This is a genomic window from Flavobacterium sasangense DSM 21067, from assembly GCF_000686885.1.
GTDB classification, from domain to species: Bacteria; Bacteroidota; Bacteroidia; order Flavobacteriales; family Flavobacteriaceae; genus Flavobacterium; species Flavobacterium sasangense.
On the sequence record NZ_JMLU01000016.1, the window covers coordinates 68,210 to 82,384 of the forward strand.

At 34.6% G+C, this 14,175-nt stretch carries 14 protein-coding genes; 9 read left to right on the plus strand and 5 right to left on the minus strand.

Translation table 11 applies throughout. The annotated features are described in order from the left end of the window. Nucleotides 1-50 precede the first annotated feature (50 nt). The 4 genes from BP92_RS0109550 to BP92_RS0109565 form a co-directional block, all read right to left on the minus strand. A complete protein-coding gene (locus tag BP92_RS0109550) occupies nt 51-266 on the minus strand; it encodes a DUF6814 family protein (protein WP_026725863.1) in 216 nt (71 codons plus the stop codon). 12 nt (nt 267-278) lie between these two features. Continuing rightward, a complete protein-coding gene (locus BP92_RS0109555) occupies nt 279-1,820 on the minus strand; it encodes an MFS transporter (RefSeq protein ID WP_026725864.1) in 1,542 nt (513 codons plus the stop codon). A gap of 20 nt (nt 1,821-1,840) precedes the next feature. After that, a complete protein-coding gene (locus BP92_RS0109560) occupies nt 1,841-3,217 on the minus strand; it encodes a hypothetical protein (RefSeq protein WP_026725865.1) in 1,377 nt (458 codons plus the stop codon). Between the two features lie 98 nt (nt 3,218-3,315). Beyond that, on the minus strand, nt 3,316-3,735 hold the full coding sequence (locus BP92_RS0109565) for an IS1/IS1595 family N-terminal zinc-binding domain-containing protein (protein ID WP_026725866.1): 420 nt from the start codon (nt 3,733-3,735) through the stop codon (nt 3,316-3,318). A gap of 232 nt (nt 3,736-3,967) precedes the next feature. Here BP92_RS0109565 and BP92_RS0109570 point away from each other — a divergent pair, with 232 nt between their 5' ends. The 9 genes from BP92_RS0109570 (at nt 3,968) to BP92_RS0109610 (ending at nt 13,546) form a co-directional block, all read left to right on the plus strand. Then, the gene (locus BP92_RS0109570) at nt 3,968-4,573 is read left to right on the plus strand and encodes a flavin reductase family protein (RefSeq protein WP_026725867.1); all 606 of its coding nucleotides are present in this window, start codon (nt 3,968-3,970) and stop codon (nt 4,571-4,573) included. A gap of 40 nt (nt 4,574-4,613) precedes the next feature. Then, nucleotides 4,614-6,953 carry an oxidoreductase gene (locus tag BP92_RS0109575; RefSeq protein WP_026725868.1) on the plus strand — a complete coding sequence of 780 codons (2,340 nt, stop codon included), beginning with the start codon at nt 4,614-4,616 and terminating at the stop codon, nt 6,951-6,953. A 27-nt stretch (nt 6,954-6,980) separates the two neighbouring features. After that, nucleotides 6,981-7,334 carry a four helix bundle protein gene (locus BP92_RS0109580; RefSeq protein WP_026725869.1) on the plus strand — a complete coding sequence of 118 codons (354 nt, stop codon included), beginning with the start codon at nt 6,981-6,983 and terminating at the stop codon, nt 7,332-7,334. A 17-nt stretch (nt 7,335-7,351) separates the two neighbouring features. Beyond that, nucleotides 7,352-8,932: an AMP-binding protein gene (locus BP92_RS0109585; protein WP_026725870.1), complete on the plus strand. Its 1,581-nt coding sequence runs from the start codon at nt 7,352-7,354 to the stop codon at nt 8,930-8,932. A gap of 86 nt (nt 8,933-9,018) precedes the next feature. Continuing rightward, nucleotides 9,019-9,438 (plus strand): acyl-CoA thioesterase, encoded by a 420-nt coding sequence (locus BP92_RS0109590; RefSeq protein ID WP_026725871.1) that lies wholly within the window; start codon nt 9,019-9,021, stop codon nt 9,436-9,438. A gap of 77 nt (nt 9,439-9,515) precedes the next feature. Further along, nucleotides 9,516-10,496 (plus strand): carbon-nitrogen hydrolase family protein, encoded by a 981-nt coding sequence (locus BP92_RS0109595; RefSeq protein WP_026725872.1) that lies wholly within the window; start codon nt 9,516-9,518, stop codon nt 10,494-10,496. Nucleotides 10,497-10,545: 49 nt separating this feature from the next. Beyond that, nucleotides 10,546-11,658, plus strand: coding sequence for a cupin domain-containing protein (locus tag BP92_RS0109600; protein ID WP_026725873.1), 1,113 nt, complete (start codon nt 10,546-10,548; stop codon nt 11,656-11,658). 98 nt (nt 11,659-11,756) lie between these two features. Further along, complete coding sequence (locus tag BP92_RS0109605; RefSeq protein ID WP_026725874.1) at nt 11,757-12,665, plus strand: fumarylacetoacetate hydrolase family protein; 909 nt, start codon at nt 11,757-11,759, stop codon at nt 12,663-12,665. Nucleotides 12,666-12,799: 134 nt separating this feature from the next. Beyond that, nucleotides 12,800-13,546 (plus strand): maleate cis-trans isomerase family protein, encoded by a 747-nt coding sequence (locus BP92_RS0109610; protein WP_035693229.1) that lies wholly within the window; start codon nt 12,800-12,802, stop codon nt 13,544-13,546. Between the two features lie 152 nt (nt 13,547-13,698). Here the strand turns inward: BP92_RS0109610 and BP92_RS17425 are convergent. After that, the coding region (locus tag BP92_RS17425) for a collagen-like triple helix repeat-containing protein (RefSeq protein WP_026725876.1) at nt 13,699-14,175 on the minus strand (477 nt) is incomplete at its 5' end.

A 14,175-nucleotide genomic window follows, 5' to 3' on the forward strand; every position in this document is an offset into this window, starting at 1 on the left:
AAAGCCCTTATGTAAAATAAGAGCTTCTAAGTTAATTATATTTTTTTTAATTAATCTTCATATTCGTCCGTGATTGCATACCATCCAAAAATAGTTAATCCGGTAACAACCATTGGTAAAAGTATAAAGAAAACAATAATTCCAAAAACTAAATCATCTTGTTTTCCTGAAGTTAACTTTCCTCCAAAAATTCCAATCGAAAAATAGGCTATTGCAATTGCAAGTGCTATCCAAACGATTCCTAAATATTTTTTTACTGTGTTCATGATTATTATTTTTTAGTCGTGAAGTGTATTAATTTTTCTATCAATGTAAATCATTCCAATAACGAAACATATAGCTGCTATTCCAATTGGATACCAAAGTCCTTCTAAATAAAACTCAACATCACCGGCATCTTTAGCTGTGGTAACGAAATAGGTTGAAATAGCTGGAAGTAATCCACCAAATATACCATTTCCTACGTGATATGGCAACGACATTGACGTATATCTAATCTTAACCGGGAACATTTCTACAAGGAATGCCGCAATTGGACCATAAACCATTGTTACAAAAATCACCTGAATGAAAACCATTAACACTAAAAACCATTTATCGCTATTGTTAATCATTTTGGTCACTTTTGTTTCCACTCTGTCTTTCCCTTTATCATCTACCATTACTTTTCCACTTTCAAAATGGATAGTCTTGATTTCCTCTACGGTTGTTCCATCAGTATAAGCTTTAGTTGTAGTGTAGATGGAATCCATTTTAGTATCATCAATTTCTTTTAAAGAAGGAACTACTTTAGTTTGCTCGACAATTTCTGTTTTTAAAGCTAAATCTGTTGAAGCATACATGGCTCTGTAAATTGGTCGATACGCTAAAATAGCAATCAACATACCACTCATCATAATTACTTTTCTTCCTACTTTATCACTTAACCATCCAAATACAACAAAGAATGGAGTTCCTAATAAAAGCGCAATTCCTAATAATGTATCTACTTGAGAAGAATCAATACTTTGAACCGTTTTTAAGAAGTTCATGGCATAAAATTGTCCTGTATACCAAACAACACCTTGTCCCATTGTAGCACCAAATAAAGCTAAAAGAACAAATTTTAAATTGAATTTATTTCCAAAACTCTCTTTTAATGGATTTGTAGATGTTTTTCCTTCCGATTTTGCTTTCGCGAAAGCTGGAGATTCGTGCATATTTTTACGAATCAAGAACGAAACATAAACCATAACAATAGAAACCCAAAACGGTACTCTCCAACCCCACTCATCAAACGCTTCTTTAGACATTAATCCTTTAGTAAGTAAGATTACCATTAAGGAAATAAATAAACCTACAGTTGCTGTAGTTTGAATCCATGAAGTCCAATATCCTTTTTCGTTTTTTGGAGCGTGTTCGGCTACATAAGTTGCGGCTCCACCATATTCACCACCAAGAGCTAAACCTTGAAGTAAACGAAGAATCAATACTAAAACAGGTGCTGCATAGCCAATTGTTTCAAAACTTGGAATACAACCAATTACAAAAGTAGCTCCTCCCATTAACATTAAAGTTACCATGAAAGTATACTTTCTTCCAATTAAATCTCCTAATCTACCAAAGAAAAGGGCTCCAAACGGACGCACTACGAAACCTGCAGCAAATGTTGCTAATGTTGATAAGAAAGCCGCTGTTGGATTGTCAGAAGGGAAAAATTTAGTAGATAAAACTACTGCTAAACTTCCAAAAATGTAGAAGTCATACCATTCAATCATTGTTCCCATAGAGGAAGCCGAAATAACTTTCCAGATTCCTTTTGATGATTTGTTATCGCTCATAATTTAATTGTATTAGTTTGTTATAAATAGATTTGTAATTGTATGATGAATTCACCTTTGTATTTATCAATTTTGTCAACTGCTGTGTAAACTGGACGTGTTGAATATTGTGCAGTAATTTTGGCATGGTGACCATCTAAGAAAAAGTTAGCACCTAAATCAAATTGGCTACTTGCTTTTTCTAAAGCATCAAAGTTTTTATAAGTATACGCTCCAAATGGCTGAATTCTCACTTTTGGTTTTTCGTTTTTATTTGGTAATAAAACACCCGCTTGTGTATACCAAATATTTCCTGTTCCTACCATTGGTTGTAAATTTCCTGCTCCCGCTAATGCTGGTGAACCTGTAAAAGTAGGATCCATTACTCCTTCGTTCATAATTCCAAGGTTTCTTAAATAATTAGGTCCGAAATCATAATTATAGAAAACACTGTAAGCGGTAATTGCCATTTTTTTCTCTTTAGCACCAATTGGCATATCTAAGAAAACATCTCCAGCAAATAAACTAATAGCATGTTCTTTAATTACACCATTTACAGAAGTTTGGGTTCCTTTTGGTGCATTATAAAAACCAGCTCCAATATTGAACATCTTTTTAGTTCCTAAATAAGTTCCCACTTTATAAGGCAAAAAGTTAGCTTCTTTATCAAAGAATTGATATTCCACATAACCTGCTTTAGACCACTGTGTAGTATTGTTATTATCAACAGCTTTTGCAATACTCGCATCGGTAACATTTGTTGGTGTTTGATTTGTTGCAAAAGGTTTATTGATACTAAAACGATATTCGAATTTGTTGTATTTTCCTTTAGCAAAAATTCCAATTTGTCTAGCAAACTGATCTGAATTCTCAATCAAAGGCCAGTTGAAAATTGGTGCATCAACAGTTAAATAATTTAAAGTAGATGACATTGTCATACGAGATAATCCCATATAATAATGCAATCCAGCTCCTACTGACAAACTAAAGGGTTTTGATTCTTTAGGTAAAACTACAGCATATTCATTCCATGCATCATGAAAGAATAAACCTGGTTTTTTTCCAGCTCCATAGCCACCAGTTCCAGCCGAACCTGAAGCACCTCCATTAATAAAAGTTTGATTGTTTATCCCTATATGAGTCAAAATCATATAACGAGGAGAAATTTGTGCATAAGCTAATAATCGCAAACGACGTAAGCCTGCGTCTTCATGACTAGAAACAGATTCGTCTCCAATCATCGAACCCGGATTCAAATCGGTTGAACGAAGCCAAACTTGATTCCATGCAATAAAACGCATGTATTTGGTTCCTTCTGGATTTAAATTGAATTTTAAACCTCCACCGTAATCAGGCGAACCCTGAGCAGATACTAGCAGAGATAGCAATAATCCTGAAATAGTTAGTAATTTTTTCATAATTTAAGTTTTGGTTAGTTGTGCATTTCTGCATGACCAAATTCTAAAAATATGTTAATGAAAAAAATTACAATATATATTTTTGTTAAAGAGTATAGTTAATCTTTAAAACGCTCCCATTTTATGAGCATAAACTTATCTCCAAGCTCTGTAATAATCATACCGGCACCAGACAATTGGTCTTTATTTTGAAGGAATTCAACGAGCTCATTATGCTTAAAAATCTTATAAGTAGGATGATAATTAGGATGTGGTGGTTTCTTGATTTTAAACTCTTTCACCCAATTACTAATAGATACGTGCGAAACACCAATAATACGCTCGATTTCTCTAAAACTTAAGCCTTCTAAATACAATTGCAAAGCCTTAGTTACATAGTAATCATCTATCTTTTTTCCTAATTTATTGACAGTAAAGTAATAATTGCACGATTTACATAAATAGCGCTGTCTATCTTTGATGATGCCACTTTTTACAATATTGTCACTTTGACATTTTGGACAGGATAAAATCTCCATATATATAATTTTTGCATAAATATACTAATTTTGCAAAATATACAAAAAATAATATCGTAAAAATTTTAAATCATTTTTTTACTTCTTTCAATTTTTAGGTTTTAAAATTATGAATAGTATAATTTTAGCTCAAAATCACTACATTTTTAATTTTGATAAAATGAAAAAAAATCCATTTTTGTTGTGAAAAAGTATAGTTATTTTATTTAATTTGTAGAAACAACACAAAACCATGCAATTCGATATTAATAATACAGAATCTTCCGCTTTATACAAGCTCTTAACAGGTACTGTTATTCCAAGACCAATAGGTTGGATTTCAACAATTGATACAGAAGGAATCAACAACCTTGCTCCTTTTTCTTTCTTTAATGTGGTGAGCGAAGATCCACCACACGTGATGTTTTCCACCGTTCGAACTGGAAACAAAAACAAAGACACCTTAAATAATATATTAGAAAACAAACAATTCGTAGTTAACTTAGTTACCGAAGAAGTTGTAGAACAGATGAATACCACTTCTCAAAGTGTAGCTTCTGATGTTGATGAATTTGAATTAGCAAGTGTTACTCCTATTGATTCAATTTATATCAAACCAAAACGAGTAAAAGAAAGCTTGGTGCATTTTGAGTGCGAAATGGTACATCATTATTTTATCGAAAATCATCAAAATGGTGGCGCTTGTATTATCATTGGTAAAATAATAACGATGCATATTGATGATTCTATTTTATTGGAAAATCACAGAATCAATTTAGACACATACAAACCTGTTGCCCGTTTAGCAGGTTCCAATTACAGTAAATTAGGAGAAATTTTCTCAATCAAAAGACAATAACTAATTATCAATTATCCATTGTTAATTATCAATTAAAAACATGAAAATAACAGTTATAGGTGGTGGTCCAGGCGGACTTTACTTTTCGATATTAACCAAAAAAGCAATGCCTCATTGCCAAATCGATATTTACGAACGCAATAAACCCGACGATAGTTTTGGATTTGGCGTTGTGTTTTCAGACGAAACCTTAGGAGAGTTCCTAAAGCGCGACATGCAGTCTTATGAATTAATTCGTAGCAAATTTGCGTATTGGGATGATATTATCGTCGCCCGTGATGGCGAAGAAGTAAGCATTGCAGGAAATGGCTTTTGTGGTTGTTCTCGTAAAACATTATTACAATTATTACAACAACGTTGTATTGAAGAAGGAGTAAATCTGCATTTCGAACAAAATGTTGATGATTTATCGCAATTTTCAGATTCAGATATAATTTTAGCTTCTGATGGAATTGCTAGTGCTATTAGAACGCAATACCAAAAAGAATTCGGAACCAAAATCGAATTAAAGAAAAACCGTTTTGTTTGGTTGGGTTCCACAAAACCATTAGATGCTTTTACTTATTTCTTTAGAAGTACGCCTCACGGAACTATTGTTGCTCACACCTATCAATATGAAGAAGGCATGAGTACATGGATTTTTGAGTGTAGTGATGAAACTTGGCAAAATCACGGTTTTGAAGTGACCAATGAAGCCGATACAATGGCTAAAATCGCAGAAATTTTCAAAGAAGAATTAGACGGACATCCACTGATATCTAATAAATCGCATTGGCGCCAATTTCCGCATGTTACGAATGAAAATTGGTATCACAACAATATTGTTTTACTTGGAGATGCCAAAGCTACAGCCCACTACTCTATTGGTTCAGGAACTAAATTAGCAATGGATTGTGCTATCGGATTATCAGATGCTGTAATTGCAAATCCAAAAAACGTGCAAGCCGCTTTCGAACAATACGATAAAACCCGAAGAAATACGGTAGAAATGATTCAGTATGCCGCCGTAGTTTCTTTAGATTGGTTCGAAAATATGGATCGTCACATGCAAAATCCGTTCCAACAATTTGCATTTGGATGCATGACACGTTCGAAAAAAGTAACGTATGAAAATTTACGTTTGAGAGATAGTTCGTTTACAGATAAAGTATTGAAAGAATTTTATCAAGAACAATTGACTTCGAGTGCCTCAGCCAACAGTTCAAATAAAAATGCGTTGCCTGAGGTTCTCGAAGGCAAAAGCGCTGCCTTCACTCCTTTCAAAATTAGACAACTAGAACTCCCAAACCGCATCGTTATGGCTCCAATGGGACAATATTCCGCAAGTGACGGCTTAGTTTCTGATTGGCATTTAGTACATTACGGAAGTCGCGCTACTGGTGGTGTAGGTTTAATCATTACAGAAATGACCGCCATTTCTGAAACCGGAAGAATCACAGAAGGTTGTGCAGGAATTTACAATTTCGAACAATTGAACCAATGGAAAAAAATTACCGATTTCATTCACGATAATACTTCTACTAAAATAGGAATTCAATTAGGCCATTCGGGACGAAAAGGTGCTACTAAAAAACCTTGGGAAGGCAACGGACCAATGGAAACGCCTTGGAATTTAATTTCAGCATCTCCTATTCCATTTAATGACAATTTTGCGACTCCAAAGGAAATGACTTTGAAAGATATGGCGGAAATCAAATCACAATTCATTCAAGCAGCAAAAAATGCAGACGAAGCAGGATTTGATATGATTGAATTACAAGCGCATCATGGATTTTTGTTAGCTTCTTTCTTGTCGCCATTGACTAACATTCGCACGGATGAATTTGGTGGAAGCATAGAAAACCGTTTAAAATATCCATTAGAAGTTTTTAAAGCGATTCGTGAAGTATTTCCAACGGATAAACCAATTTCAGTGCGAATTTCAGCAACCGATTGGGCAGAAAACGGAATTTCGGAACAAGAAGTAATTACCATTGCAACCGCTTTCAAAAATGCTGGAGCTGACATTATTAATGTTTCAACAGGAAATACAGTAGCAGGTCAAAAACCTCTGACAGGTAGAATGTGGCAAACTCCTTTTTCAGATTCGGTTCGAAATACAGTTCATATTCCAACTATAACCGCTGGATACATTCAAGATATTGACCAAATCAACACGATTCTTTTAAACGGAAGAGCCGATTTAGTCGCTTTAGGAAGACCTTTATTGTTAGATGCTAATTTCGTGAGAAATGCTCAAGCATACGAGCAATTTCAAGCAAACGATATTCCAAATCAATACAAAATGGGTGTTTCGCATTTGTATCCACTAAAAGCTTCGGAAAGAAAACAAATGGAAGGAATGAAAAAAGCATTAAAACCTAAAAGTAATAAGAAGTAAATAATTACGAATTAGAAATTACGAATTATGAAAAATGATAACGTTGTTCAAATAAAAAGTTACGCGTTTGCGGTTCGAATAATTAAGGTTTTTAAATATTTATCTGAACAGAAAAAAGAGTTTGTTTTAAGCAAACAACTTCTAAGATGTGGAACTTCTATTGGTGCTAATATTGAAGAAGCTATTGGTGGACAATCAGGAAAAGATTTTTTCGCCAAATTAACCATATCCTATAAAGAAGCAAGAGAAACACATTATTGGATTAGATTATTAAAAGATACTGATTATTTATCAATTGAAGAAGCAGACAGCTTACTTAAAGATGTTGATGAGTTACTTAGAATAATTGGTTCTATTCAAAAAACGTTACGTAATTCGTAATTTAAAATTCGTAATTAATGAAGGATAATTTCGCTCACAATAGCTTACCATCTCTGGAATTACAACCAGAATACACCTTTTCGGATTTACCACAATTCCAGCATCCTGAAATGTTGAATTGTGTAGATAAATTGCTAGATAATCATATTCGAGAAGGTCGTGGAAATAATAGTTGCATTCGCACGTTTGAAGAAACTTGGACATACCAAGATTTGTTTGAAAAAGCCAATCAAATTGCACATGTTTTAGTGGATGATTTAGGATTGAAATCAGGCAATCGTGTTTTGATTCGTTCAGCAAATAATCCGATGATGGTCGCGTGTTGGTTCGCAATTTTAAAAGCGGGCGGAATTGTTGTAGCAACCATGCCATTGCTTCGTTCCAAAGAATTAACAACCATTATTGATTGTGCTGAAATTTCACATGTATTCTGCGATAAGGAATTGGAAGAAGAAATCCATTTAGTAAAATCCGATTTCTTAAAACAAACCTGTTTTTATGGAAACTCGCAATTGGAAGAATTAATGGCTTCTAAGCCTAAAACTTTCGATAATTATCATTCAAAATCCGATTCTGTTGCTTTAATTGGTTTCACTTCTGGAACAACGGGTTTACCTAAAATGACAGCGCATTATCACAAAGATATTTTGAATATTTGTGAAGCGTTTCCAAATTATTCTTTACAACCAACGCAAAACGATATTTTCACTGGAAGCCCACCATTAGGATTTACTTTTGGTTTAGGCGGATTGGTTTTGTTTCCAATGTATTTCGGAGCTTCCACATTTCTAATTGAAAAACCGAGTCCAGATTTATTATTAAAAGCGATTCAAGATTTTAAAATAACGATTTGCTTCACTGCTCCTACCGCTTGGCGAATCATCACCACAAAAGTTCAGGATTACGATATTTCGAGTTTGAGAAAATGTGTATCTGCAGGCGAAACCTTACCTTTAAAAGTCTGGCAAGATTGGTATGATGCTACAGGTTTAAAAATCATTGATGGAATCGGTGCTACCGAAATGCTGCATATTTTTATTTCGTCTAATGAAGAAAACATGAAACCAGGAGCTACCGGAAAAGCCATCACCGGTTATGAAGCTAAAATCATAGACAAAAAAGACAACGAATTACCAAGAAACGAAGCCGGAAGATTAGCCGTTCGAGGAATTACAGGTTGTAAATATCTAAATCGAGAAGACAAGCAACGCGAATACGTAGAAAACGGTTGGAACATCACAGGCGATATTTTCCGTCAAGACGAAGAAGGCTATTTCCATTTTGTAGCACGTGGTGATGATATGATTATTTCTTCGGGCTATAATATCGCGGCAATTGAAGTAGAATCCGTACTTTTAACCCACGAAGATATATTAGAATGTGCTGTAGTAGGTTTACCTGATGAAGAACGAGGAATGTTAGTTTGTGCTCATATTGTATTGCACGATAATACTAAAGCAACAGATGTAATGAAGAATCGTATTCAACACTGGTTCAAAGAAGTAGCTGCTCCTTATAAATACCCAAGAGTCATTAATTTTGTGGAATGTTTACCAAAAACGGAGACAGGGAAAATACAACGGTTTAAGTTGAAGTGATTAGAAAATAGTAATTAGAAAAAAAACATACACAATCTTGTCATTCCGACGTAAGGAGGAATCTCATAATTTATATAGTAAACAAAATGAATCAATTCATAAAACAAGAAAAAGTACGCTTCCAACATGTTGATTATGCTGGAATTGTCTTCTATCCCCGATTTTTAGAAATGCTAAACTGTTTAGTAGAAGATTGGTTTGAAGAAGCCTTAGATCGTCCTTTTTCAAAAATGCACGAAACCAATGGTATTCCAACGGTTGATTTAAAAATTCAATTCAAAAATGCCGCAAGATTAGGCGAAATCTTAACCAAAAAACTTTGGGTAAAAGAACTAAAAAACTCGTCAATACTTTGCGGATTTCAGTTTGTAAATGAATTAGAAAACACAGTTTTAGAAGGCGAAGTTACTTTAGTAAACGTAGCGTTCAATCCAGAAAGAAACGGCATCAAAGCCGAACCTTTCACAGAAGAAATGAAGAATAAAATAAAGCAATACGAATTATAAAACTAGGAACACAGATTCAATAAATTATATAAATTTTAATAATTTCTACAATCTGTGTTCCAAAAAACAATTCACAAATGGAATTCAAAAAATTCAAAGCCGCCACCGTTCAAACGTCACCTGTATTTCTAAATGTAGAAAAAACAGTGGATAAAGCTATTTCTTTCATTAAAGAAGCCAGCAATAACGGAGCCAAATTAATCGCTTTTCCAGAGGTTTTTATCGCTGGATATCCGTATTGGAATTGGATTATGACGCCTGTTCAAGGCAGTAAATGGTATGAAGAATTATATAAAAAATCGGTTGACGTAGCAGGTCCAGAAATCAAGAAACTTTGCTTAGCTGCCAAAGACAACGACATTCATATTGTGATGGGAATCAACGAGCGAGGTAAAAGCTATGGTGAAATTTATAATACGAATTTAATTATCGACAATAAAGGCGTTATCGTTGGAAAACACAGAAAATTAGTCCCAACATGGGCCGAAAAACTTACCTGGTCTTCAGGTGATGGCTCTTCTTTAAAAGTCTATAATACAGAAATCGGTCCAATCGGAACCTTAGCTTGTGGCGAAAACACGAATACATTAGCTCGCTTTACGCTACTTTCTCAAGGCGAATTAATTCATATTGCGAATTATATTTCACTTCCAGTAGCGCCACCAGATTACGATATGGCGGAAGCAATTAAAATTCGTGCCGCTGCACATTCGTTTGAAGGAAAATTATTTACAATTGTTTCTTGTTCGACTGTTTCGCAAGAAATAAAAGACGCTTTACGAGCTGATGTCCCGAATATAGATGAATTATTGGATAGAAAAAGTTCTGCTTTCTCTGGATTTATTGGTCCCAATGGAGCTGTTATTGGGCAACCATTAATCGATGAAGAAGGAATGGTATATGCCGAAATTGATTTAGCAAAATGTATTCAACCAAAGCAAATGCACGATATTTTAGGACATTACAATCGATTTGATATTTTCGATTTACGAGTAAACACAGCTCCAACTCGAAAAATCACATTTATTGATAATCACGAAGAGTTTAATAAAAGATAAATAATTGGTGACTGAGGCTCTCGAAGTCACCAATTTAAAATATAAGATTATGGAAGAAAACAACTATTCAGACGATGTTTACGGAAGAGCTCGAGTTCAAGACTCTGATGAACTTAAGGCATACTATAAAGAATTAGAAACCCTAGGTGCTGGCGCTTTATGGACAGTCGCTAATGAGATTGAACCATGGGAACCACGCTCTACCTCTGTTCCTATGTTATGGAAATATGACGATTTGCGCGATTTAGTGCTAAAATCATCCGAACTAGTAACACCAGAACAAGCTGGAAGACGCGTTGTATATTTGGTCAATGATAAAAGAAAAGACGTTTCAGCCGCTGTAGGTTGGTTATATACCGGTATTCAAGTTACACGTCCAGGTGAATTTACTTCAGCACATCGTCATCGTGCTTCTGCCCTACGTTTTATTATGGAAGGTGAAAAAGGATATACGGTTGTGGATGGTAATAAAATCATGTTAGAAGTAAATGATTTTGTCATTACTCCAAATTCCACTTGGCACGAACATGGTGTAGAAGAAGGTGGAAAAACTTGTATTTGGCAAGATGGTTTGGATATTCCATTAGTCAATGCTTTAGAAGCGAATGATTATGCGGTTTATGATGGCAAGCAAGAATTGGTAAAACCATTAAACTTCTCGCCTATTACTTATGGTTGTGCAGGATTGATTCCAGCAGATAAAACTTGGGATAAACCTTATTCTCCATTATTCAAATATTCTTGGAAAAACGTTTATCCAGCTTTATTAGAAGCTCAGAAAGTAAATGAAGTTAATCCTTTTGATGGGATTTTTATGCAATATTCAAATCCGTTAACTGGAGGACACGTAATGCAAACTATGGGAGCAGCGATGCAATTATTACCAGCAGGGTTCAAAGGAAAAGCACACAAACACACGGGTTCTTTCGTTTACCAATGTGCCAAAGGAAAAGGCTACACCATCATCAACGGAAAACGCTTCGATTGGAAAGAGCGCGATATTTTCTGTGTTCCTAGTTGGGCTTGGCACGAACTTCATAACCTATCCGAAACCGAAGATGCTTGCCTTTTCAATTTCAACGATTTACCAGTAATTGAAGGTTTAGGATTATATCAAGGAAGAGAATTAACAGAAAGCAACGGACATCAAGAAATTCAATAACAATATCAATCCCGAAATTTCGGGACAAAAATCAATAACAATTAAAACTTTGCGAACTTTGCGTAAAACTTAGCGCTCTTTGCGTTTAAATAAAGAATATGAAACTACTTACATACAAAACACAAGACACCGAGCCACGATTAGGCTTCATTCATAACAACCAAGTCATCGATATGCAAGATTTTGGAGATGTTTCCAATTTTCCATTACCTAATGACATGTTAGAATTAATTGATATGGGATTTGAAATTATTCCAGAAATAACAGAAATGATTGCCGAAACTCCTGAGAATTTCTTTGAAGAAATCGCTTATGAAATGAATGAAGTAACCATTTTAGCTCCAATCGAAAAACCAAGAAAAAACATCATTGGAATTGGGTTAAACTATACAGAACACGTAGCTGAAAGTGCTCGTACGTTAGATACAACTGGAAAACTCCCAACCAAACCGATTATCTTTTCAAAACCACCAACAACCGTTACAGCAACGAATACAGAAATCATTAAAAACACTAAGTTAACTTCGCAATTGGATTGGGAATGTGAATTAGCGGTAATCATCTCTAAGAAAGGGAAATACGTACCTAAATCTGAAGCATTAGATTATGTTTTTGGTTACACGGTAATTAACGATATTTCAGCACGTGATTGTCGTCGTGAAGGCCAATGGATTGTTTCTAAAGGACAAGATACTTTCGCTCCAATGGGCCCAGTTATCGTTACAAAAGACGAAATCGAAAATCCACACAACTTAAATTTATCATTGAAAGTAAATGGTGTTGAAAAACAAAATTCAAATACCAAATTCATGCTTTTCAACATCAACGATTTGATTGAAGATTTAAGTACCGTTTTTACTTTAGAGCCTGGTGACATTATCGCAACGGGAACTCCAGCAGGTGTTGGCGCAGGTCGCGATCCTCAAGAATGGATGTACGATGGAGATGTAGTTGAGGCAACAGTAGAAGGAATTGGTACAATAGTAAATACAATTAAAGAAATATAATTATAAGGAACACAGATTTAAGAAATTTAAGTAATTATTAAATTTTTTTCAATCTGTGTACCAAAAATAAAATCTGCGTTTATTCGCGTTTGCGTAAGCAATCCGTTTTATCCGCGTTCCAAAATAAAATAAAAATGAAATACAGAATAGGCCAAATAGTTCCATCATCCAACGTAACGATGGAAACCGAAATACCTGCAATTTTCCGCTCTCGTGAAACCATTTTACCAGAACGTTTTACGTTTCATAGCAGTAGAATGCGCATGAAAAAAGTAACGAAAGAAGAACTTGAAGCCATGGATGCCATGAGTTTAAAATGTGCTCAAGAACTTTCTGATGCTCATGTTGACGTTATGGGTTATGCATGTTTAGTAGCGATTATGAGTATGGGACGCGGTTATCATTGCGTATCGGAAGTGAATTTACACCAAGAAACGGTGGCAAATGACTTCCCTACTCCAATTGTAACTTCTGCTGGAGCTTTGATTAATGGTTTGAAAGTTTTAGGAGCAAAACAAATTTCGATTATTACGCCTTATATGCGTCCATTAACTGATATGGTAGTAGATTATATCGAAAATCAAGGTATCAAAGTAAAACAAAGTATCGCTTTAGAAATTCCTGACAATTTAGAAGTTGCTGCTCAGAATCCAATGAATCTATTAGAAATCTACAAACAATTGGATTTAACGGATGTCGACGTTTTAGTAGCTTCGGCTTGTGTGCAAATGCCATCATTAGAAGCGATTGATTTAATTCAAGCAGAATGTGGTATTCCTGTGACTTCAGCAGCGGTTTGTACGACTTATGAAATGATGAAAAAATTGGGAATCGAAACTAAATCAGCTATTGGCGGTGAGTTGTTGAGTGGAAAGTACTAATTTTTTAAAATAGCATAAATTAAAAAAGCTACAACTCATATGAATTGTAGCTTTTTTGTGTTTAATTATTTTGAATCTTTAAATTCTAATCAAAATAGCCAATCTTATGTTATAAAAACTTTATACGTTAAATAAAACAAAAGATTTAAAGATTACCAATACATTCCTAAAATATTCCAACTTGTTCCATCACTAACCAATTGAATCCAACCTATGTTAGAAGAAGTCATTGTTGATATATTCATAGTTCCTGTTGTATTGCTATAAAAACCATATATAGTATCGACACCATTACTCAATACATTTATAGATTGGTATAAACTAGTTGATGTACTTGTAATATAAATCATCTTACCAGATCCAGCTATACTAGCACTCGGAAGTGTAATTGTAATTAACGAATTACTGGTGTTTTTTAAATATACATTGTTTAAAATATCACTAGAAGTGATCGTATAGTTTGTTGTTTTAGAAAGAAATGTAAATGCTGTAGGAACTCCTGATAAACCCATTGGACCTTGTGGACCCATTGGACCTGTTGCTCCATCTAGTCCATTTATTCCTGCTGGACCTTGTGGACCCATCGGGCCTGTAGCTCCATCTAATCCATTTATTCCTGCTGGACCTTG